This is a genomic window from Kitasatospora sp. MMS16-BH015, from assembly GCF_002943525.1.
Taxonomy (GTDB): Bacteria; Actinomycetota; Actinomycetes; order Streptomycetales; family Streptomycetaceae; genus Kitasatospora.
Genome location: NZ_CP025394.1, coordinates 5,947,174 through 5,968,898 on the forward strand (window position 1 = coordinate 5,947,174; position 21,725 = coordinate 5,968,898).

Sequence of the window (21,725 nt, forward strand, 5' to 3'; positions counted from 1 at the left end):
GACAGACCGGCCGCAAGCGAGGGCCCCCCAAGCCGCTTCCAAAGCTGACGCACTGAACTCCCATCACAGAACGAGTTGCACTATCTAGGGGCGCGGGGAACTGCGCGAATCCGGAAGACGCCTCGCCGCAAGCCCGCGCAAATGACCCACTTGCACTACCCCGCCGGCGCCCAGCCCCCGCCCACGCCCGCCGAATACAACTTCCCGTCACACCCCACCGCCACGACCACGGCCACCCCCTTCGCATCCCGCCGCACAGCAGGCGTCCCCGCCATCAACGGCCCCCCGTGCACCCAACCACCCGTCCCGGAGAGCACCCCCACATGCCCCTGCCCGTCCCGCACGGCCACCGCGCCCTCCACCGCCGAGACCCGCCCGAACCCCCCGGGCCCGGCCGTCTCCCCGACCACCTTCCAGGCCTGGCCCGTGCGGCGAGCAGTGAGCACCTTCGCCGACTTCGGCTCCCGGAACTCCACCACCAGCGCGCCCTCGGCGACCCGAGCGCTCACCGGCCCGCCAGGCGTCGGCAACCCCGTCGGCCCGGCCGGCCGCAGCAGGCCGCCGGGCTCCGTCGAAGCCCAGTGCACCACGGTCCTCCCGGGCGCGAAGACATGGCTCAGCCCGGCGCCGTCCACGACCACGCCCAGCCCGTCCTGCACGGCCGGCCCGGCGTCCGGCGGCAGCGGCAGCGCCTGCCAGTCGTCGTCCAGGGTGCGGACCGAGACGCTCCCGCCCCAGTTCCGCGCGAACACCTGCACCGTGCCGTCGGCCAGCGCGAGGGCCGTCGGGTACCCGGCCTCCATCGACTTCACCGGGTCGTCCCCGTCCGGGGCGCCCAAGGAGGTCCACTCCCCGAAGCCGGAGCCGGAGTCCTCCTGCTCACAGGTGACGATCTCCCGCCGGTGCTTGCCGGCCTCGTACTCCAGCACCGTCCGCACGCCGAACAGCCGCAGCTGCCCACTCGCCTGCTTGACGACCTGGAGCTGGCCTTCAAGACCGTCGCCCTCGATCTTCTCCGGCCCGCGCCAAGAGCCGGCTGCCCCGGTCCCGCCGCGCCACCACACCGCCGCACCGTTCAGCAGCGCGAAGGCGTGCAGCACGCCGTCCGCGCCCAGCACCAGCCACTCCCCGCTGCCGGGCGCGCGGTATCGGGTGCTCTGCGCCCAGCCGTTGCGCAGCGCGCCGCCCCCCACCTTCCGGTCGCCGCAGCCGGCCGGGTCGCCGCAGTCGCGGTCGTCGGTCCAGCCGTACACGTCGAGCAGGTGCGTCTTGCGGGCCACCGCCGGGGCGTCCAGGTTGTGCGGCAGCCCGGCGTTGACGTAGCCGAGGTAGCTCTCCACGCTGGCCGCCCGGCCCTTGCCGGCGGCGAAGTGGCGGGCGGCCGCGGCCTGGGCGAAGTAGGCCGAGTAGGTGTGGTCCTGGTGGTCCAGGTAGACCGCGCCGCCCGGCCGGCCGGGCTTCTCCGGGGCGTGCTCCGGGTTCGGGTCCAGGGTCCGCACCACGGTGGGGCGGTAGTGGTCGAGCACGGCGGCCAGGGTGGCCGTGACCTGTTCGCGGGTGTACGTGGCGCCGGGGGCGAGCTTGCTGCGGGCCGGCGGCAGGGTGGCCAACCGGTCGGTCTGGCCGAGCCAGAGGCCGCGCAGGCTCTCGGCCCGGGGCAGGCTGACGGCCCGGGCCTCGACCAGGGCCGGGAAGACCAGCTGGACGTGCGGGGCGGCCCGCAGGGTGTGCAGCTCGGCCTGGAGGCCGGGCAGGTAGGAGACCAGCTCCACGTCCCAGGGGCTGAGCTCCTCGCCGGTGGCCATCACGGCGTAGGAGGCGGCCAGCCCGTTGATCCGGGCCCGGGTGTACGCGGGCCGGTCGGCCGGCACCTCCCGCCGCTCGGCGTGCAGGATGTTGCGCCCGTCCGACTCGCCGTCGGTGAGGCAGACGGTGACGCAGGGCGCGCCGGAGGCCACGGCCTGGTCGAGGTCCGGGTTCATGAAGTAGAGGTTGTCGTCCGGGTGGGCGATCACGTGGACGAAGGAGAGGTCGGCGGCCCCGCCGGCCAGGCCGGTCCCCACCACGGGGTGCTCCTCCGCCGGCCCGGCCGCCCCCTTCGCCTTCGCCTGATCCGGCCGGGTGGCCTCCCAGATGCCGTACCCGGCGGCCGGAGCCGCCAGCAGACCGCCGGTCAGCCAGAGCGCGCGGCGTCTGGTGAGCGGGTTGCCCATTCCTTGATCCCCCGTGAAGAAAACATGAATACCGACGGATATTACCGAATGGTCCGTCTTCGCTCGAACCTCCGCCCGAAGGCGCACGGTCCGAATGGCGGACACGGGATGTCAGTGGCTGGGACGCGGAGTACTGTCTCGGACATGTCTCGCAGCCTTCGTCTCGCAGTGATCCCCGGTGACGGCATCGGCCAGGAAGTGGTGGCCGAGGGCCTCAAGGTGCTCTCCGCCGTCCTCCCCGCCGACGTCAAGGTGGAGACCACCGAGTACGACCTCGGTGCCCGCCGCTACAACCGCACCGGCGAGACCCTCCCCGACGAGGTGCTCGCGGAGCTCAAGACCCACGACGCGATCCTGCTCGGCGCCATCGGCGACCCCAGCGTGCCCTCCGGGGTGCTGGAGCGCGGTCTGCTGCTCAAGCTGCGGTTCGCCTTCGACCACTACCTGAACCTGCGCCCCTCCAAGCTCTTCCCGGCCGTCCAGGGCCCGCTCGCCGGCAACCCGGCCATCGACTTCGTGGTGGTCCGCGAGGGCACCGAGGGCCCGTACGTGGGCAACGGCGGCTCGCTGCGCACCGGCACCCCGGCCGAGGTGGCCACCGAGGTCAGCCTCAACACGGCGTACGGCATCGAGCGGGTGGTCCGCGACGCGTACCGCCGGGCCGCCGCCCGCCCGCGCAAGAAGCTGACCCTGGTGCACAAGAACAACGTGCTGGTGCACGCCGGCCACCTCTGGTCGCGGATCTTCGCCGCGGTCGGCGCCGAGTACCCCGAGGTCACCACCGACTACCTGCACGTGGACGCGGCGACGATCTTCTTCGTCACCCAGCCCGAGCGGTTCGACGTGATCGTCACCGACAACCTGTTCGGCGACATCCTGACCGACCTGGCGGCGGCCGTCACCGGCGGCATCGGCCTGGCCGCGAGCGGCAACATCAACCCGACCGGCGAGTTCCCGTCGATGTTCGAGCCGGTGCACGGCTCGGCCCCCGACATCGCCGGCCAGGGCAAGGCCGACCCGACGGCCACCGTGCTCTCGGTGGCCATGCTGCTCGACCACCTCGGCTTCGCGGCCGAGGCGGCCAAGGTCGAGGCGGCCGTCGCGGCCGACCTGGCCGAGCGCTCCGGCACCCGCTCCACCTCCCAGGTCGGCGACGCGCTCGCCGCCCGAGTATCCGGCTGACGGGCCGGATCCAAGCGGAGGTGCTCCGGCCGGCTGGCCGGAAACACCCCAGAGGTCTCCGGCGTACGGGCCGGTAAGACCTCGTCACAACAGCCTTCCGGCTGTTCGGCACGGCCCTTGAGATGCGACTATCGACAGTGGGCCGTGCCTTCGTGTGTCTGTTCACCGAACGGTCCGTGCCCTGACCAACCCCACGGTGAAGGACAGACAGCCATGAGTACGCCCACCCAGGCGCCCATCACGTTCGACCTCAAGCCCTCCGCGACCCCGCTCGCGGACGCGGAGCGCCAGGCCCGGCTGGCCAACCCCGGCTTCGGCCGCGTCTTCACCGACCACATGGTCACCATCCGCTGGACGGAGGGCCGCGGCTGGCACGACGCCCAGCTCAAGCCGTACGCGCCGCTGGAGATCGACCCGGCCAACATGACGCTCCACTACGGCCAGGCGATCTTCGAGGGCCTCAAGGCCTACCGCCAGCCGGACGGCTCGGTCTCCACCTTCCGCCCCACCGCCAACGCCGAGCGGCTGCGCGCCTCGGCCCGCCGCCTGGCCATGCCCGAGCTGCCGGTGGAGACCTTCGTCGAGGCCGTCGAGCTGCTCGTCCAGGCCGACGAGGCCTGGGTGCCGAACGAGCCCGAGCAGAGCCTCTACCTGCGGCCGTTCATGTTCGCCACCGAGATCGGGCTCGGGGTGCGCCCGGCCAACGAGTACCTGTTCATGATCATCGCCTCCCCGGCCGGCGCGTACTTCTCCGGCGGCGTCAAGCCGGTCTCGGTCTGGCTCTCCGAGGACTACGTCCGGGCCGCCCCCGGCGGCACCGGCGCCGCCAAGTGCGCGGGCAACTACGCCGCCTCCCTGGTCGCCCAGGCCGAGGCCGCCGCCAAGGGCTGCGACCAGGTCGTCTGGCTCGACGCCGCCGAGCACCGGTGGATCGAGGAGATGGGCGGCATGAACCTCTACTTCGTCTTCGGCGAGGGCGCGGACGCCAAGGTCGTCACCCCCGAGCTCTCCGGCGCCCTGCTCCCCGGCATCACCCGCGACTCCCTCCTCACCCTGGCCGCCGACCTCGGCTACGCCACCGAGGAGCGCAAGATCTCCACCGACGAGTGGCGCGAGGGCAACGCCACCGGCACCCTCACCGAGGTCTTCGCCTGCGGCACCGCCGCCGCCATCACCCCCGTCGGCGCCGTCAAGTCCAAGGGCGGCGACTGGCTCGTCGGCGACGGCACCCCCGGCCCCATCACCATGGAGCTCCGCAACCGCCTCCTCTCCCTCCAGGCCGGCCGCACCCCGGACACCCACAACTGGCTCCACAAGATCCTCTGACGTACCCCACCCGGCCGGGCGCTTCTGCGGAGGTGCCCGGCTGAGTACCGGCTGACCTGACACGTCCCGGATGGCGAGACACGGGGGCCGGATCGCGGGACGTGTGTCAGACTCCGAGGGTGTCCTCGCTTTCGCTGATTATTAGCAGCAGGCGCGCCGGTCCGCAGTGACCGCTCCGCAGTAGACCCATCTGTCCGGAGCGTTCGCCAGCGTCCAGACCCGCGCGCAGACCTCTCGCATCCGCGAGGGGTCTTTTTGTTTCCCCGGACCGGCCAGGGCCCCCCACGAAGGGGCCCGGGGACACCGGGCGGCGCGCGGGATGCTGGACAGTGGAGCCGGAGGCAAGTCCGCCCGGCAACAGCAGCAGTACCTCCCCGAAACGGAGAACCCAAGGCCATGACCGAGGTCAGCAGCCGACCCAACGACAGCTTCCACGTCTTCGACACCACGCTGCGCGACGGTGCGCAGCGCGAGGGGATCAACCTCACCGTCGCCGACAAGCTGACCATCGCCCGCCACCTGGACGAGTTCGGGGTGGGCTTCATCGAGGGCGGCTGGCCCGGGGCCAACCCCCGGGACACCGAGTTCTTCGCCCGGGCCGCCGCCGAGTTGGAGCTCGAGCACGCCCAGCTGGTGGCCTTCGGCGCCACCCGCCGGGCCGGCGGCAAGGCCGCCGACGACCCGCAGCTGGCCGCCCTGGTCAACTCGGGGGCCCCGGTCATCACCCTGGTGGCGAAGTCGCACGACCGCCACGTCGAACTCGCCCTGCGCACCACCCTGGACGAGAACCTGGAGATGGTCCGCGACAGCGTGACCCACCTGCGGGCCCAGGGCCGCCGGGTCTTCATCGACTGCGAGCACTTCTTCGACGGCTACCGGGCCAACCGGGAGTACGCGCTCCGCGTGGTCCGCACCGCCCACGAGGCCGGCGCCGACGTGGTGGTGCTCTGCGACACCAACGGCGGGATGCTCCCCGCCGAGGTGCGCGAGATCGTGGCGGACGTCAAGGAGCGGACCGGCGCCCGCCTCGGCATCCACGCCCAGGACGACACCGGCTGCGCGGTGGCCAACTCGCTGGCGGCGGTGGACGCGGGCGCCACCCACGTGCAGTGCACGGCCAACGGCTACGGCGAGCGGGTCGGCAACGCCAACCTCTTCCCGGTGGTGGGCGCGCTGGAGCTCAAGTACGACCGCCGGGTGCTGCCGGAGGGCCGGCTGGCCGAGATGACCCGGATCTCGCACGCCATCGCCGAGGTGGTCAACCTCAGCCCCTCCACCCACCAGCCGTACGTGGGCTTCTCGGCCTTCGCCCACAAGGCCGGCCTGCACGCCTCCGCGATCAAGGTGGACCCGGACCTCTACCAGCACATCGACCCGGAGCGGGTCGGCAACACCATGCGGATGCTGGTCTCCGACATGGCCGGCCGGGCCTCGATCGAGCTCAAGGGCAAGGAACTCGGCTACGACCTCTCCGCCGACCGCGACCTGGTCGGCCGGGTGGTGGCCAAGGTCAAGGAGCAGGAGAACCTCGGCTACACCTACGAGGCCGCCGACGCCTCCTTCGAGCTGCTGCTCCGCGACGAGGTGCGCGGCCGCCGGGAGCGGTTCTTCACCCTGGAGTCCTGGCGGACCATCAGCGAGCAGGGCCCGCAGGGGCTCACCGGCAACGAGGCCACCGTGAAGCTCTGGGCCCAGGGCGAGCGGCGGATCGCTGTCGGCGAGGGCAACGGCCCGGTCGACTCGCTGGACAGCGCGCTGCGCACGGCCCTGGAGCACATCTACCCGCAGCTGGCCGGCCTGGAGCTGGTCGACTACAAGGTGCGCATCCTGGAGGGCCAGCACGGCACCGGCTCCAAGACCCGGGTGCTGATCGAGAGCACCGACGGCACCACCACCTGGTCCACGGTGGGCGTGGCGGACAACGTCATCGCGGCCTCCTGGGTGGCCCTGGAGGACGCCTACACCTACGGCCTGCTGCGGGCCGGGCTCGACCCCGTGGCCTGACCCTGCCAACACGAAGGGGGCGGGTGGCCGATGGCCACCCGCCCCCTTCCGTGCGTCTCAGCGCAGTCGGGCGAGGAGTGCGTGTTCGACGAGGGTGATGAGTGCGCTTTTGGCGCTGTCGCGTCGGCGGGCGTCGAGGGTGATGACGGGGGTGTCGGTGCCGAGTTGGAGTGCTTCGCGGACTTCGTCGGGGGTGTGGGGCTGGTGTCCGTCGAAGCCGTTGAGGGCGACGACGAAGGGGAGTCCCGAGTTCTCGAAGTAGTCGAGGGCGGGGAAGCAGTCGGCGAGGCGGCGGGTGTCGACGAGGACGACGGCGCCGATGGCGCCGCGGACGAGGTCGTCCCACATGAACCAGAAGCGGTCCTGTCCGGGGGTGCCGAAGAGGTAGAGGATGAGGTCTTCGTCGAGGGTGATGCGGCCGAAGTCCATGGCGACGGTGGTGGTCGTCTTGCCTGCGGTGTGGGTGAGGTCGTCGATGCCGGCGCTGGCGCTGGTCATGACGGCTTCGGTGCGCAGGGGGTTGATCTCGGAGACGGCGCCGACGAGGGTGGTTTTGCCGACGCCGAATCCGCCTGCGACGACGATCTTCGCGGAGGTGGTGGCGCGGCTGGGGGCGGCCGCGTTAGAGCTTGCGAAGTCCACTGAGGACCCTTTCGAGCAGCGTGACGTCGGGCTGGTTGCCGGATTCGCCCCCGGCGGCGGGCTGGTGGATGGCGACGAGGCCGGCCTCGGCGAGGTCCGCGACCAGGATCCGCGCCACTCCCAGGGGGATGTTCAGCAGGGCGGAGACCTCGGCGACGGACTTCACCTCGGTGCAGAGCGTGCAGATCCGCTGGTGCTCGGGGAGCAGCGTGGCCAGCCGGTCGGCGTCGACGCTCGCGGAGACCAGGGCCTCCAGGGCGAGTTCGTACCGCGGCCGGGTGCGGCCGCCCGTCATCGCGAACGGACGGATCAGCGGGCCGGACTCCTCGTTGTCATAGTCGTCGACGGCGTCGAAGTCGTCGACGTGGCCCGGGGCCTGAGCGGGCACGGGCGGCGCCTGTTCAGGGAATGCCTCGGGCCCTGGCGGGTAGGCCTGCACCGGGGGAGCGTACTGCTGGTCCCCGTAGGGGGAGTACTGCTGCTGCTGCTGGCCGTAGCCGTGCGGGGCGTACGGCTGCTGCTGCTCGTACGGCTGACCGTGGCCGACGCCGGGGGCTCCGAAGGCGTCAAGGCCGGTGCCAGGGTACGGAACGCCGTACTGGCCGCTGCGGTCGTCGGGCGGGGTCACGGTTCCTCTCCTCACATGGTGCGGCGGTGCGGTGCGAGCTCAGGTCCGAGGGCCTGGGCCGGTGGTGCGAAAGCCGTACAGCGCCGCTCCCGGGTCCGCGGGGGCGGACCCGGGAGCGGCAATGAGGTCTTTCGAATACCAGGACGGTATCCGACGAACCGTCAGTGCAGGAGGCTGCCCTGGAGTTCCGCGCGTAGAGCCGGGGTGAGGACGGCTCCGGCGCGGTCGACGAGCAGGGCCATCTCGTAGCCGACCAGGCCGATGTCCGAGTCGGGGGAGGCCAGCACGGCCAGCGACGATCCGTCGCTGACGGCCATCAGGAAGAGGAAGCCGCGCTCCATCTCGACGACGGTCTGGTTGACCTCGCCGCCCTCGAAGATCCGGCTGGCGCCGGAGGTGAGGGAGGTGAGGCCGGAGGCGACGGCGGCGAGCTGGTCGGCGCGGTCACGCGGGAAGCCCTCGGACATGGCGAGCAGGAGCCCGTCGGCGGAGACCACCACCGTGTGCGACACCCCGGGGGTGTTGTCCACGAAATTGGTGATCAGCCAGTTCAGGTTCTGTGCGGCCTGGCTCATCTGACTCAACTCAACGCTCCTGGTGGTTCGAGCCGCCGAAGAGATCGGTGCGGTTCTGCTGTCCGTTGCCGGAGGGCCCCTGGTCGGGGTCGATCCGGAAGCTTCCGGTGTTGCCGGAATCGCCGCTCGCGTTGCGGCCCTGCTCGACGCCGCGGCGCAGGTTGGTCAGCCGGCCGCGCACCTCCTCGGGGCTGCGGGAGACCTGCGGCCCGTCCTGCGGAGTGGGCTTCGCGTTGCCCGCGACGAGGTTCTGCTTGGGCACCCGGCGGGGCAGCCCGGAGGGGGTGGTGCCGCCCGAGGACGGCTCGCGCAGCGCTTCCGCGCGCTGCCAGTCACCGTCGTTGGCCGACTGCCACTCCCGCGAGGTGGAGGGGCCGGTCGGGCCGTAGCCGCCCAGCGCCGACACCTCGTGGCTCTGCGGCTCGGCCGAGCCGCCGGAGGTGTCCTTGGCCCCGGTGAACCAGTTCGGCGTCTCGCCGCCCTGGTCGCCGAAGGCCGGCTGGCCGCCGGCCAGCTGCTGGCCGGGGCGCCGCTGCGGCAGGCCCGAGCCGAGGCCCGAACCGGCCGGCAGCTCCGGCGGGTACGGGTGGCCGGCGGGCTCCTCGGCGGGGGCGCCGTACGGCTCCTGGGCGTAGTCCTGGTAGTCGTACTGGCCCTGCCGGCCGTACCCGGCGTCCTGGTAGCCATACTCGCCCTGCTGGGGCTGCCCGTACGGGTCCTGGTAGGGCTCCTGCTGGTACTCCTGGTACTGCTGGTACTCGAAGCCCTGCTGGGCGTTCCAGGCGTCCTGCTGGTAGCCCTGCTGGGCCTCCTGGCCGTAGGGCTGGCCGCCCTGGTAGCCGTACTGGTCGTCGGCGTACTGCTGCTGCTCGGGCTCCTCGACCAGTTCGGCCTGGAACACGTCGGTCTCGTAGCCCTCGGCGGCGTACTCGTCCTTGGCGCTCGGGCCGGCCTCCAGTGCCGCCCGGCGGCGCTCGTCGAGGCGCTGCGAGCGCTGCATGGCCTCCAGCGCGGGGCTGAAGCCGCTGCTGCCGGTGGTGCCGGTCAGGTGGTCGTCGAAGCCGAGCTCGGCCGCGCTGCGGCTGGGTACCTGGCCCCAGCCGTCCTGCTGCTGCGGCTCCTGCTCGAAGATCCGGGAGACCGTGAACTCCTCCTCCGGCTCGGGCATCGCCCGGAGCTGGGTGAGGGGCTGCGGGAGCATGACCAGCGAGGTGGTGCCGGCCGACTCGCCCGAGGGGCGGAGCTGGACGCGGATGTCGTGCCGCTGGGAGAGGCGGCCGACCACGAAGAGGCCCATGCGGCGGGAGACGGTGACGTCCACCGTCGGCGGCTCGGCCAGCTTCTCGTTGATCTCGGCGAAGTCCTCGGCGGTGAGGCCGATGCCCTTGTCGTGGATCTCGACCAGCACGCGGCCGTCCGGCAGGCGGGTGGCGTTGACCAGCACCCGGGTCTGCGGGCTGGAGAAGGTGGTGGCGTTCTCCAGCAGCTCGGCGAGCAGGTGGACGAGGTCGGTCACGGCGGCGCCGATGACCTCGGCCTCGGGGATGCCGGCCAGCTCGACGCGCTCGTACTGCTCCACCTCGGAGGCGGCGGCGCGGAGCACGTCGACCAGCGGCACCGGGGTGTTCCAGCGGCGGCCGGCCTCCTCGCCCGCGAGGACGAGCAGGTTCTCACCGTTGCGGCGCATACGGGTCGCGAGGTGGTCCAGCTTGAAGAGGTTCTCCAGCTGGTCCGGGTCGGCCTCGTTGTTCTCCAGCTCGGTGATCAGGGCCAGCTGGCGCTGGATGAGGCCCTGGCTGCGGCGGGAGAGGTTGGTGAAGATCGCGTTGACGTTGCCTCGGAGCAGCGCCTGCTCGGCGGCCAGCGAGACCGCCTGCTGGTGGACCTGGTCGAAGGCTCGGGCGACCTCGCCGATCTCGTCCTTGCCCCAGAGCGGGATCTGCTCGACCTTGGTGTCCACCCGCTCCGGGTCGGTCTTGGAGAGCTTGTCGACCAGGTCGGGCAGACGGTGGTTGGCGATCTCCAGCGCGGCGGTGTTGAGCACGCGCATGCCGAGGATCATCGAGCGGGCGATGAAGCCGGTGAGCAGACCGGCCAGGGCCAGCGCGGCGATCACGATCGCCGAGTTGAGGATGGCGTCGGTCTGGGCGCTGTCCTTGATGTCGGCGGCGTCGGCGACGACCTGGTCGAGCAGGGTCGCCTCGGTGGTGCGCAGCGCGTTGATGTGGCTCGCGGTGGCCTGCAGCCAGTTCTCGGGGCGCAGACCGGCCTGGTAGGCGTCCGCTGCGGCCGCCTTGGCGACCTCCGCGCCGTTCTGCATGCCCATGGCGGCGGCCTGCTGGTAGGCGAGGCCGATGTTCATCAGACCGGTCATGGTGGGCACGGTGTGGCCGTCGGGCATCCGCAGCGGGGCGCGGGCGTCGGACTGGGCCTCGGTGACCAGGGAGTTGGCGTAGACCCCGATGTCCTCGGGGGTCGAGCCGGTGTTGAACTCGTTGAGCGAGACCTGCTCCAGCTTGGCGGAGACCAGCAGCGACTGGATGAGGTCGACGTTCTCGTGCCGGGTGGTGGCCTGGCGGTCGATGCCGACCAGCAGGCTCAGCATCAGCGAGCGCTGGGAGGAGGCGGAGGCCTTGGCGAGCGACATCGCGTAGATCGCGCGGCCGCGGCTGGTGACCGAGGTGGAACCGAAGCCGACCGAGTTGTCGAAGGCCATCAGCGGTGCCATCAGGTCGGAGTACGCGGCCTGGGTGGCGGTGGCGAACAGCTCCGGGTTGTACGCGTTGGCGCGCAGGTGGGGGAGCGAGACGACCATCTGCTGGAAGGCCTCGTTGCGGCGCTGGAGCATCGGGTCGTCGGAGACCTTGGTGAAGGCGTCCTTGTAGCCGTTGAGCGCCTCGTCGGTCTTGGCCCGGAGCTTGGGCACGATGCCCTGGTCGTCCTTGCCGTACATCAGGGGTATCGCGGAGAGGTCGCGCTCGCTCTCCAGCGCGTCGGCGAGCTGGGTCGCGGCGCGGGCGAGGCGGGCGGTCTTCTCGGCGTGGTCGGCGGTGGTGTACTCGTCGAAGGACGAGTTGACGCGCAGACCGCCGAAGACCAGGCCGATGACGACCGGGATCAGCAGGATCGCGACGAGGCGGGTCGGCACGCGCCAGTTGCGGGGCGCCAGGAACTCGTAGCGGCTGGTGGCCGTTCCACTGTTCTCGGGGCGCTTGGCCGCACCGGCCGGCGGCGCGGTGGGCGCCTGCGGTCCGGCTCCGACGGCAGTCCGGTCCTCGACCGGGCTGAACGCGGAGAAGCCTTCAGGGTTCTGACCGGGGCCGCCCGGCTCCTGGCGGGGCTCTGGGCGCCGCTGCGGGGTGGCTGGCTGCTTACGCCTCACTCGACAACAACCTCTCGGCCGCAGGGCGGCCATGGATCAATCCAGCGGCTGTCCCCCGCTTGCCGCAGCCCGCTGCTGGGTGGAACTGCCTACGAAGACGACGGGGTAGCTGGAATTTCAACACGTGTGCGGATGGGGGACAAACAGCCGCCTTGCGGCCGAATCGACCGGCGCAGAACGGACATTTGGGTGCAGGCCCGGCAAAATTCGGGCCACTCCGTGCGGAGTGGTGAGCCTTGGTCACGCTGCGTTAGTTTCGATCTTTAAATGCCTACCGAACTGTTATCGGCTTCTCACACCAGGGGCGTGCGACCGTCGGTCGCACGCCCCTGAGAGTTCGTCTCAGCGCAGTCGGGCGAGGAGTGCGTGTTCGACGAGGGTGATGAGTGCGCTTTTGGCGCTGTCGCGTCGGCGGGCGTCGAGGGTGATGACGGGGGTGTCGGTGCCGAGTTGGAGTGCTTCGCGGACTTCGTCGGGGGTGTGGGGCTGGTGTCCGTCGAAGCCGTTGAGGGCGACGACGAAGGGGAGTCCCGAGTTCTCGAAGTAGTCGAGGGCGGGGAAGCAGTCGGCGAGGCGGCGGGTGTCGACGAGGACGACGGCGCCGATGGCGCCGCGGACGAGGTCGTCCCACATGAACCAGAAGCGGTCCTGTCCGGGGGTGCCGAAGAGGTAGAGGATGAGGTCTTCGTCGAGGGTGATGCGGCCGAAGTCCATGGCGACGGTGGTGGTCGTCTTGCCTGCGGTGTGGGTGAGGTCGTCGATGCCGGCGCTGGCGCTGGTCATGACGGCTTCGGTGCGCAGGGGGTTGATCTCGGAGACGGCGCCGACGAGGGTGGTTTTGCCGACGCCGAATCCGCCTGCGACGACGATCTTCGCGGAGGTGGTGGCGCGGCTGGGGGCGGCCGCGTTAGAGCTTGCGAAGTCCACTGAGGACCCTTTCGAGCAGCGTCACGTCAGGCGTTCCGCCCGACTCGCCCGCGGCGGCGGGCTGGTGGATGGCGACGAGACCGGCCTCCGCGAGGTCGGCGACGAGAATGCGGGCGACCCCGAGCGGCACCCCGGCCAGCGCCGAGATCTCGGCGACCGACTTCACCTCGCGGCAGAGCGAGACGATCCGCTGGTGCTCGGGGAGCAGGCCCCCGGAGCGGTCCGCCGCCCCGGTGGTGGAGATCAGCGCCTCGATGGCCAGCTGGTAGCGCGGCCGGGTACGGCCACCGGTCATCGCGTACGGGCGGACCAGCGGCTGCTGCTCGTAGCTCTCCGACTGCTGGCCGCCGTAGCCGTTGCCGGCCTGCTGGCCGCCGTAGCCACTGCCGTACCCGTTGCCGTAGCCACCGGGTGTCGGGGGCGGGGTCATTGCTCCTCCAATTGCCGCAGCCGTTCACGGCAGGTTCCAGCTGGGGGTGTGCCAGCTGAGGCTGGGTCAGCCGCCCGGGGGTGGCTGGTGACGGGGCGCCGGACCGGTCGGATCGGTCCGGCGCATCGAGGTCGGCCAGGGCCGACCGTGGGGGATCAGTGCAGCAGGCTGCCCTGGAGTTCCGCGCGCAGGGCCGGGGTGAGGACGGCTCCGGCGCGGTCGACGAGCAGGGCCATCTCGTATCCGACCAGGCCGATGTCGGAATCCGGGGCGGCCAGGACGGCGAGGGAGGAGCCGTCGCTGACGGCCATCAGGAAGAGGAAGCCGCGCTCCATCTCGACGACGGTCTGGTTGACCTCGCCGCCCTCGAAGATCCGGCTGGCGCCGGAGGTGAGGGAGGTGAGGCCGGAGGCGACGGCGGCGAGCTGGTCGGCGCGGTCACGCGGGAAGCCCTCGGACATGGCGAGCAGGAGCCCGTCGGCGGAGACCACCACCGTGTGCGACACCCCGGGGGTGTTGTCCACGAAATTGGTGATCAGCCAGTTCAGGTTCTGTGCGGCCTGGCTCATCTGACTCAACTCAACGCTCCTGGTGATCTGGGCCGAACTCGCCGCTGGTGCGCGGCTCGCCGAAGCCGTCGAAGCGCTGCTGCGGCCGACCCTGCTGGTCGGCCCTGGCAGCCTGCTGGGTCGGGTCGCCACCGGTGCCGGTGGCCGCCCCCGCCTGGCGTCCCTGCTGGATACCCCGGCGCAGGTTGGTCAACCGGCCGCGGACCTCCTCGGGAGCACGCGAGACCTGGGGCCCGGTCAGCGGCGCCGCCTCGGCGGTGCCGGAGACCAGGTTGGCCTGCGGGGTCCGTCGCGGCAGGCCCGACATGGTCAGCCCGCTGGTCGACGGCTCCCGCACCTGCTCGGCCCGCCGCCACCGCTCGTCGTTGGCCGAGGGCCGCCACGGCGCCTCCCCGGCCTCCGGCCGCTGACGGGCCTGCTCCTGCTGCTGCTGGTACGGCTGCCCGCCGAACCCGGCCGCCCCCGGAGCCGGCTGGCCCTGGTAGCCACCGGCCTGCTGCGGAGCCGGCCGGCCCTGCTGCTGGTGCGGCTGGGCGAAGCCCTCGGCACCGGCCTGCGGGGCCCGGCCCTGGGGAGCACCCTGCGGCGCCCGGCCCTGGCCGGCGAAGCCGTCCCGAGGCTGACCCTGACCGGCGAAGCCCTCGGCCGGGCGCTGCTGGCCGGGGCCACCGGCGGGCCGCTGCGGGCGACCCTGCTGGTCGGCGAAGCCGCCGCCCTGCGGGGCCTGGCGCGGACGGCCGAGGTCACCGCCGCCCTGCGGAGCGGTGCGGCCCGGACGCTGCGGCATGCCCTGCGGGCGGCCCTGGTCACCGAGGCCGCCACCCTGCGGGGCCTGACCGGCGAAGCCGTCGGCCGGACGCGGACGGCCCTGCTCACCACGGGCGGGGCGCTGCGGGAGACCCTGCTCGCCACCGGCCGGACGCTGCGGCTGACCCTGCGGCGGGAGGCCCGGCTGCTGGTTCTGTGGCTGACCCTGCTGCTGGCCCTGCTGCCGGTCGAAGCCCTCGGCCGGACGCGGACGGCCCTGCTCACCGGCGGCGGGACGCGGCGACTGCTCGCCACGGCCCGGACGCTGGGGGAGGCCCTGCTTCGGCAGACCGAGCTCGTCGAGGTCCTGCGGAGCCTGGCCGGCCCCGGCCGGCTGCTGGGGGAGACCCAGCTGGTCGGCCGCCTGAGCGGCCTGGGCTGCGGCCGGGTCGGCGAAGCCGGGGGCCGTGGTGCCCGGGCGCTGGGGCTGGTACGGGCGGCGGTTCGACCGCTCGCCGCCGGCGTCCTGGGTCCAGGCGGACTGGTCGCCGGGGCCGGTCGGCAGGGCCATCGGCGCCTGCTGCGGAAGCTCCCGAGCGGGGGCCTGCGGCTGCTGGGCCTGGGGGGCCTGCTGCTGCGGGGCCTGCTGCGGGTTGGGCATGGTCGGCAGGACCGGCTCCACCAGGCCGAGGCCCAGCGGGTCGCGCGGGTCGATGTCGGTGGCCTCGAACCGGGGGCGGGCGAAGGGCTGGGTGCTCTCCACCGGGGTGGCCGGCTGAGCCTGCGGCAGACCCGGAGCGGTCTGCTGGGCCTGGGGGAGGCCCTGCGCGGGGGTGTCCTGGGGGTGGCCGGTCGGGCCCTGCGGCGCGGCGCCGGCCGGGCCCATGCCCTGGCCGGGCGCCTGGCCGGGCGCGGGACGCCCACCGGGCTGCTCGGCCCAACCGTGCTGCTGCGGCTGCTGCTGCTCGGGACGGCGCTGGGCCTGCCCGGGCCGCTGCGGCAGCCCCTGGCCGGGGCCCTGCGGCTGGGCACCGGGCTGGCCCGGGCCCTGCTGCGGACGGCCGCCGCGGCGCGGCAGACCGCCACCGGGGCCGGCCGGGGCACCGGAGGCACCGGGGACCCGACGCGGCACGCCGCCCTGCTGACCGCCGGCCGGACCGCCGGGCTGACCCGGAGCGGCCGGCCCGCGCTGACCGGCCGCGGCCGCACCGGCGCCGCCGGCGGCACCGGCCGCCGGGCCACCGAAGAGCCCGCCGGCCTGCGGAGCGCCCTCGCGCAGCGACTGCCCGACCTCACGGGTCGGCAGACCCGGGCCACGGCCGCCCTGCGGACCCTGCGGAGCCTGGGGCCCCTGGCCGAGCTGCGGGCGGGCGCCCGGCGTGGCCGGGCCGGAGCCCAGCGCACCGGCGGCGGCGGGCCCGCGGCCCGGCAGCGCCTGCTCGCCGAGACCGGCGCGCACCTGCTGGCGCGGGGTCGGGCCGGTGCCGCGCTGCTGCTTGGCCTGCGCCGAGCCGGGACGGCCCGGTCCGCCGCGGCGCTCGCCGGCGGCGTTGGTGACGTCCAGCGGGAGCATGACGAGCGCGGTGGTGCCACCGGAGTCGCTGGGGCGCAGCTGGATGCGGATGCCGTGTCGCAGGGACAGGCGGCCGACCACGAAGAGGCCCATGCGGCGGGAGACGGAGACGTCCACGGTGGGCGGGCTGGCCAGACGCTCGTTGATCTCGGCCAGGTCGTCCGGGCTGAGGCCGATGCCGGTGTCGTGGATCTCGACCAGCACGCGGCCGTCGGGCAGCGCGTGGCCGGTGACCCGGACGCGGGTCTGCGGGCTGGAGAACGAGGTGGCGTTCTCCAGCAGCTCGGCGAGCAGGTGGACGAGGTCGTTGACGACGCGGCCCGCGACCTCGGCCGAGGGCACGGCGGCCAGTTCGATGCGCTCGTACTGCTCCACCTCGGAGGCGGCGGCGCGGAGCACGTCGACCAGCGGGACGGGGCGGGTCCAACGGCGGCCCGGGTCCTCGCCCGCGAGGACGAGGAGGTTTTCGCCGTTGCGGCGCATGCGGGTCGCGAGGTGGTCGAGCTTGAAGAGGTTGGCCAGCTGGTCCGGGTCCGCCTCGCGGCTCTCCAGCTCGGAGATCAGCGACAGCTGGCGCTGGATGAGGCCCTGGCTGCGGCGCGAGAGGTTGGTGAACATCGCGTTGATGTTGCCTCGGAGCAGCGCCTGCTCGGCGGCGAGGCGGACGGCCTCGCTGTGCACCATGTCGAAGGCGTGCGCCACGTGGCCGATCTCGTCGGCCGAGTCGACACCGACGGGCGCGACGGTGACGTCGACGTCGTGCGGGTCGCTCTCGGAGAGCGTCTTGACCAGCTCGGGCAGGCGGCGCTCGGCGACGTCCTCGGCCGCGGTCTGCAGCCGGGTCAGCGAGCGCACCATGCCGCGGGCGACGAGCGCGGCGCCGGCGACGGCGACGACGAGGACGAGGGCGATCAGCGCACCGTTGACGATGGCCTCGGTGTCGGCGTCCGACTGGAGCTGACCGGCCTTGCCGTCGAGGGTCTCCAGGAGGCTCTGCTCGATCGAGCGCTCGGCGTTGATCTTGACGGTGGCGGCGTCGTACCAGTCCTTGTAGCTGCGGGTCTGGGCCTGCTTGATGCCGTTGGAGTCGAGGACGAAGGTGGTGTACCGGTCGGTGTCGGCGATGACCTGGTTGTAGCTGAGCTTGGAGCGCAGCGCCTTGGCCTCGGCGTCACCGTAGATCGCGGTGAAGTTGATGAGCGCGTTGTCCTCGGCGACGCCGAGCCGGAGGCCGAAGGTGACGTCCGAGTCGGTCATGTCGGCGGGGGTGCGGGCCAGCGCGGCGGCGATCAGCGCGCGCTGCATGGAGGCGTTCTCCTTGGCCAGCGAGAACTGCTGGAGGGCGCGGGTGACCTTGACCAGCTCGGTGCTGTTCGAGGCGATCGCGATGTCCTGGGTGATGCCCAGCAGGTCCTTGATGATCACGTCGTAGTTCGTGACCGTGGCCTGGATGTTGTCGTGCGCCTGGTACGCGGTGTTGCGGGCCGAGGGCAGCTGGTTGAGGTCCTTGCGGACCTGGAGCAGCAGGGCCTTGCCACCGGCGAGGTCGAGGTCGTCGAAGTTGTCGGCGCTGGCCGTGAAGGCCTTGCTGAGCGTGTCGGTCCGCTTCTGGGCGGTGGTGACGTCGTCCAGCTGGGCGCTCTTCTGGGTCAGCGGGCCGGCGCTGACGTCGCGCTCGTTCTGCAGGGCGTCGGCCAGGTCGGTCGCCTTCTTGGCGAGGTCGGCCAGGCCGGTCATCTGGGAGAGCTGCTTGGAGTTCTGCAGCGAGGCCTCGACACGGAGCCCACCGAGCACCAGGGCCACCACCACGGGGAGCAGCAGCAGCGCGATCAGGCGGGTACGGATTCGCCAGTTACGCATGGCGAACCGGCTCAGACCGGTGGCCCGGCGGCGGTTCAGCGTGCCGCGCAGGCGGGCTCGGCCGCGTGGTTTCTCGGCCTGTTCGGCCGTGTCCTGGGCGGTGTTCTCCGCGTTGTCCTGTCGGGCGGCCGGCTCACCGGGGCCGGTGATCGGCGCCGCCTGGTGAGGGCCTGCCACGGGCTCTCGCGACTCCGGGTCACCCGCGGCGCCGCTGCCCCTCTTGAAACGTCCCTGCACTGGCGTCGCAACCTCTGGACCGGGCGCCCCTACCCGCGCGAAGCGGATGGGACGGTGTCGAGTTTTTCCGTGGCATTCCAGCACAGCGGGAGAAGTCCAACAAGGGGCGTTACCCCGCTGTGCCCTGGGCTACCGAGCGAGTACACGACCTTACGGACTGTGCGGTAGCCCCGCAGAAATACGGCGCTTTTCGGACACTCGCCCGATACATGCCAAGTGAGGCCCGGAGTCAGGAGTGCCGCAGACGCTCCGGAATGTCCGGAAAAGCGTCGATTGCGAGGATTTTCTGACGCCGTGAAATGTCCCGACATGGCCGAATTCCCGGCCATTTTGTGAGCAAAGTCACAGCGGAATGTATAGCCTTGGTCACGGCAGCTGTGGAAAGAGATCCCTAACCTGGCAGGGTCGGTGCCAGGCACGGGCTCAGCCCTTCTCTGTCTGCCCGCATTCATCCCCCGGCACTCCCGCCGATTCGACCGAATCGGCACCGACCCCCAAGGTGTGACACCCCATGTCCCAGTCGGCTCAGGCCACCGCGACCACGCCCGCCCCCGCCGCCACGGCGAACCCGCGGCGCACGACCCTGGCCTCGATCGAGGACTTCAGCCAGCTCCCCGGTGCCCGCACCGTCGACGGCCGTCTCGAGTACGCCGTCAAGCTCCCCACCAGCACCGCCAACCCGCGCCGCACCATCCTCATGGTGGCCCCGGCCCCCCGCACCCCGCTGGTCTGAGCTCCGTCTCTGACACTCCTCTCCGGGCCCGGCCCGAAGCGGCCCACGCGATAGCCTGGGTGGCGTTCGAGCAGGGCCCGGCGAGGCCGGAGCCCCGTACTGACCGAGAGGCTCCTCACCGTGCGCATTGCCAGGTTCTCCGTCAAAGAGGGGAGCCCTGCCGCAGGCAGCGTCTCCTTCGGCGTGGTCGAGGGTGATCCCTCCCAGCCCGAATCCCTGGTGGTCCACGCGCTCGCGGGCCACCCGATCGTCTCCATGCAGCTCAGCGGCGAGAGCTACCGGATGCAGGACGTCCGCCTGCTCTCCCCGATCCTGCCCAACAAGATCGTCGCCGTCGGCCGCAACTACGCCGCCCACGCCGCCGAGCTGGGCCACGAGGTCCCGGACGTCCCGCTGACCTTCTTCAAGCCCTCCACGGCCGTGATCGGCCCCACCGAGGCCATCGCCTACCCGCCGTTCTCCTCCGACGTGCAGTTCGAGGGCGAGCTGGCCGTGGTGATCGGCCGGATGGGCCGCGAGGTCCCGCTGGAGCGGGTGCCGGAGATCGTCTTCGGCTACACCTGCGCCAACGACGTGACGGCCCGCGACGTCCAGCAGCGCGAGGGCCAGTGGGCCCGCGCCAAGGGCTTCGACACCTCCTGCCCGCTCGGCCCGTGGATCGAGACCGAACTCGACCCGGCCGACCTGGCCATCACCACCACGCTCAACGGCGAACTCAAGCAGACCGGCCGCACCTCGCTGATGGTCCGCTCGATCGCCGAACTGATCGTGCACATCTCCGAGGCCATGACGCTGCTCCCGGGCGACGTCATCCTCACGGGCACCCCCGCGGGGGTCGGCCCCATGAACGTCGGCGACGAGGTCGCCGTCTCCATCGAAGGCATCGGCACACTCACCAATAAGGTCATCAAGCGTGGCTAACACCCCCACGGACCTGGACCCGACCGTCCGCGTCCGGTTCTGTCCCTCCCCCACCGGCAACCCGCACGTCGGTCTCGTCCGCACCGCCCTCTTCAACTGGGCCTTCGCCCGCCACCACGGCGGCACGCTGGTCTTCCGGATCGAGGACACCGACGCCGCGCGCGACTCCGAGGACTCGTACAACCAGCTGCTCGACGCCATGCGCTGGCTCGGCTTCGACTGGGACGAGGGCCCCGAGGTCGGCGGCCCGCACGAGCCGTACCGGCAGTCGCAGCGGATGGACATCTACGCCGACGTCGCGGCCAAGCTGCACGAGGCCGGGCACGCGTACCACTGCTACTGCTCCACCGAGGAGCTCGACGCCCGCCGCGAGGCGGCCCGCGCGGCCGGCAGGCCGAGCGGCTACGACGGCCACTGCCGCGAGCTGACGGCCGAGCAGGTCGAGCTGTACGTGCAGGAGGGCCGCAAGCCCATCCTGCGCTTCCGGATGCCCGAGGAGACCCTGGTCTTCGACGACCTGGTCCGCGGCACCCTCAGCTTCGACCCCAAGGACGTGCCGGACTACGGCATCGTCCGGGCCAACGGCGCCCCGCTCTACACCCTGGTCAACCCGGTGGACGACGCCCTGATGGGCATCACCCACGTGCTGCGCGGCGAGGACCTGCTCTCCTCCACCCCGCGTCAGATCGCGCTGTACCGGGCGCTCGCGCAGATCGGCGTCGGCAACGGCTCCACCCCGCGCTTCGGCCACCTGCCGTACGTGATGGGGGAGGGCAACAAGAAGCTCTCCAAGCGCGACCCGCAGGCCTCGCTCAACCTCTACCGCGAGCGCGGCTTCATCCCCGAGGGCCTGCTCAACTACCTGGCCCTGCTCGGCTGGTCGCTCTCCGAGGACCAGGACCGGTTCTCGATGGCGGAGCTCGTCGCGGCCTTCGACATCTCGAAGGTCAACGCCAACCCGGCCCGCTTCGACCTGAAGAAGTGCGAGGCCATCAACGCCGAGCACCTGCGCGCGCTGGCCCCCGAGGACTTCTGCGCCCGCCTGGTGCCGTACCTCCAGGCCGCCGGCCTGCTGCCGGCCGAGCCGAGTGCCGCGCAGCTGGAGCTGCTGGCCGCCGTGGCCCCGCTCACCCAGGAGCGGATGGTCGTGCTGGGCGAGATCGTCCAGATGGCCGGCTTCCTCTTCGTCGCCCCCGAGGACTTCGCGGTCGACCCGGACGACGCGGCCAAGGTGCTGAACGCCGACTCCCGCGCCGTCCTGGAGGCCAGCGTCAAGGCGCTGACCGAGCTCGCGGACTTCACCCCCGAGCCGATCCAGGCCGCGCTGCGCGAGGCCCTGGTGGACGGCCTGGGCATCAAGCCCAAGTTCGCCTTCACCCCGCTGCGGGTGGCCGTGACCGGCCGCCGGGTCTCCCCGCCGCTGTTCGAGTCGATGGAGCTGCTCGGCCGCGAGGAGACGCTGCGCCGTCTGACGGCCGCCCTGGAGCTCGTCCCGGCCTCCTGAGCCCCCGCCCCGGACGGCCCGTGCGGCCGTCCGGGGCCTGGCCTGGGTTATCGATTTTGGAGCCAGGCCCCACGTCGGGTAATGTTCTTTCTGCGCCGCCCGGGAGGGAACGGCGAGGGACCAGAAACCTCGTCAGACCGACCAAGACCTACGAAGGGCGGAGCAGCACCGAGAGAGATCCGCGAGGGTCCAACTCTGGTGGGGTATGGTGTAATTGGCAGCACGAGTGATTCTGGTTCATTTAGTCTAGGTTCGAGTCCTGGTACCCCAGC

Annotated in this window: 15 protein-coding genes and 1 tRNA gene; 7 read left to right on the top strand and 9 right to left on the bottom strand. The window is 72.1% G+C overall.

The window, feature by feature from the left end:
• Nucleotides 1–155: 155 nt before the first annotated feature.
• The gene (locus CFP65_RS25650; RefSeq protein ID WP_104818415.1) at nucleotides 156–2,213 is read right to left on the bottom strand and encodes a PIG-L family deacetylase; all 2,058 of its coding nucleotides are present in this window, start codon (nucleotides 2,211–2,213) and stop codon (nucleotides 156–158) included.
• A 144-nt stretch (nucleotides 2,214–2,357) separates the two neighbouring features.
• On the opposite strand from CFP65_RS25650, the gene CFP65_RS25655 reads away from it, so the two are divergent.
• From CFP65_RS25655 to cimA, 3 genes are all read left to right on the top strand, one after another.
• Entirely contained in the window at nucleotides 2,358–3,395 is a 1,038-nt protein-coding gene (locus tag CFP65_RS25655; RefSeq protein WP_104818416.1) for a 3-isopropylmalate dehydrogenase, read from the top strand.
• Between the two features lie 213 nt (nucleotides 3,396–3,608).
• Complete coding sequence (locus tag CFP65_RS25660) at nucleotides 3,609–4,721, top strand: branched-chain amino acid aminotransferase (protein ID WP_104818417.1); 1,113 nt, start codon at nucleotides 3,609–3,611, stop codon at nucleotides 4,719–4,721.
• A gap of 396 nt (nucleotides 4,722–5,117) precedes the next feature.
• Nucleotides 5,118–6,725: a citramalate synthase gene (gene cimA, locus CFP65_RS25665; protein ID WP_104818418.1), complete on the top strand. Its 1,608-nt coding sequence runs from the start codon at nucleotides 5,118–5,120 to the stop codon at nucleotides 6,723–6,725.
• Nucleotides 6,726–6,782: 57 nt separating this feature from the next.
• Here the strand turns inward: cimA and CFP65_RS25670 are convergent, their stop codons facing one another.
• From CFP65_RS25670 to CFP65_RS25705, 8 genes are all read right to left on the bottom strand, one after another.
• Nucleotides 6,783–7,367 carry an ATP/GTP-binding protein gene (locus CFP65_RS25670; protein ID WP_104818419.1) on the bottom strand — a complete coding sequence of 195 codons (585 nt, stop codon included), beginning with the start codon at nucleotides 7,365–7,367 and terminating at the stop codon, nucleotides 6,783–6,785.
• Nucleotides 7,348–7,995 (bottom strand): DUF742 domain-containing protein, encoded by a 648-nt coding sequence (locus CFP65_RS25675; RefSeq protein WP_104818420.1) that lies wholly within the window; start codon nucleotides 7,993–7,995, stop codon nucleotides 7,348–7,350. The genes CFP65_RS25670 and CFP65_RS25675 overlap by 20 nt, the downstream gene beginning before the upstream one ends.
• Nucleotides 7,996–8,156: 161 nt before the next feature.
• Complete coding sequence (locus CFP65_RS25680) at nucleotides 8,157–8,570, bottom strand: roadblock/LC7 domain-containing protein (protein ID WP_073926035.1); 414 nt, start codon at nucleotides 8,568–8,570, stop codon at nucleotides 8,157–8,159.
• A gap of 10 nt (nucleotides 8,571–8,580) precedes the next feature.
• Entirely contained in the window at nucleotides 8,581–11,952 is a 3,372-nt protein-coding gene (locus CFP65_RS25685; RefSeq protein ID WP_254552563.1) for a nitrate- and nitrite sensing domain-containing protein, read from the bottom strand.
• A gap of 342 nt (nucleotides 11,953–12,294) precedes the next feature.
• A complete protein-coding gene (locus tag CFP65_RS25690) occupies nucleotides 12,295–12,879 on the bottom strand; it encodes an ATP/GTP-binding protein (protein ID WP_104818419.1) in 585 nt (194 codons plus the stop codon).
• Nucleotides 12,860–13,309: a DUF742 domain-containing protein gene (locus tag CFP65_RS25695; protein ID WP_104818422.1), complete on the bottom strand. Its 450-nt coding sequence runs from the start codon at nucleotides 13,307–13,309 to the stop codon at nucleotides 12,860–12,862. Before CFP65_RS25695 ends, CFP65_RS25690 begins: the two co-directional genes overlap by 20 nt.
• Before the next feature lie 155 nt (nucleotides 13,310–13,464).
• On the bottom strand, nucleotides 13,465–13,878 hold the full coding sequence (locus CFP65_RS25700; RefSeq protein WP_101382322.1) for a roadblock/LC7 domain-containing protein: 414 nt from the start codon (nucleotides 13,876–13,878) through the stop codon (nucleotides 13,465–13,467).
• Nucleotides 13,879–13,888: 10 nt separating this feature from the next.
• Complete coding sequence (locus CFP65_RS25705) at nucleotides 13,889–18,235, bottom strand: nitrate- and nitrite sensing domain-containing protein (RefSeq protein WP_254552564.1); 4,347 nt, start codon at nucleotides 18,233–18,235, stop codon at nucleotides 13,889–13,891.
• Between the two features lie 571 nt (nucleotides 18,236–18,806).
• On the opposite strand from CFP65_RS25705, the gene CFP65_RS25710 reads away from it, so the two are divergent.
• From CFP65_RS25710 to CFP65_RS25725, 4 genes are all read left to right on the top strand, one after another.
• Nucleotides 18,807–19,028, top strand: coding sequence for a hypothetical protein (locus tag CFP65_RS25710; RefSeq protein WP_104818423.1), 222 nt, complete (start codon nucleotides 18,807–18,809; stop codon nucleotides 19,026–19,028).
• Between the two features lie 120 nt (nucleotides 19,029–19,148).
• Nucleotides 19,149–19,949, top strand: coding sequence for a fumarylacetoacetate hydrolase family protein (locus tag CFP65_RS25715; protein WP_104818424.1), 801 nt, complete (start codon nucleotides 19,149–19,151; stop codon nucleotides 19,947–19,949).
• A complete protein-coding gene (gene gltX / locus CFP65_RS25720) occupies nucleotides 19,942–21,453 on the top strand; it encodes a glutamate--tRNA ligase (protein WP_174805572.1) in 1,512 nt (503 codons plus the stop codon). Before CFP65_RS25715 ends, gltX begins: the two co-directional genes overlap by 8 nt.
• Nucleotides 21,454–21,652: 199 nt before the next feature.
• Nucleotides 21,653–21,724: transfer RNA gene (locus tag CFP65_RS25725), tRNA-Gln, on the top strand.
• The last annotated feature ends 1 nt before the right edge of the window (nucleotide 21,725 follow it).

Bases quoted from the DNA above. Each gene is read 5' to 3' on its own strand.
- CFP65_RS25650 (WP_104818415.1), bottom strand. From the start codon at position 2,213: ATGGGCAACCCGCTCACCAGACGCCGCGCGCTCTGGCTGACCGGCGGT.
- CFP65_RS25655 (WP_104818416.1), top strand. From the start codon at position 2,358: ATGTCTCGCAGCCTTCGTCTCGCAGTGATCCCCGGTGACGGCATCGGC.
- CFP65_RS25660 (WP_104818417.1), top strand. From the start codon at position 3,609: ATGAGTACGCCCACCCAGGCGCCCATCACGTTCGACCTCAAGCCCTCC.
- cimA (WP_104818418.1), top strand. From the start codon at position 5,118: ATGACCGAGGTCAGCAGCCGACCCAACGACAGCTTCCACGTCTTCGAC.
- CFP65_RS25680 (WP_073926035.1), bottom strand. From the start codon at position 8,570: ATGAGCCAGGCCGCACAGAACCTGAACTGGCTGATCACCAATTTCGTG.
- CFP65_RS25695 (WP_104818422.1), bottom strand. From the start codon at position 13,309: ATGACCCCGCCCCCGACACCCGGTGGCTACGGCAACGGGTACGGCAGT.
- CFP65_RS25700 (WP_101382322.1), bottom strand. From the start codon at position 13,878: ATGAGCCAGGCCGCACAGAACCTGAACTGGCTGATCACCAATTTCGTG.
- CFP65_RS25710 (WP_104818423.1), top strand. From the start codon at position 18,807: ATGTCCCAGTCGGCTCAGGCCACCGCGACCACGCCCGCCCCCGCCGCC.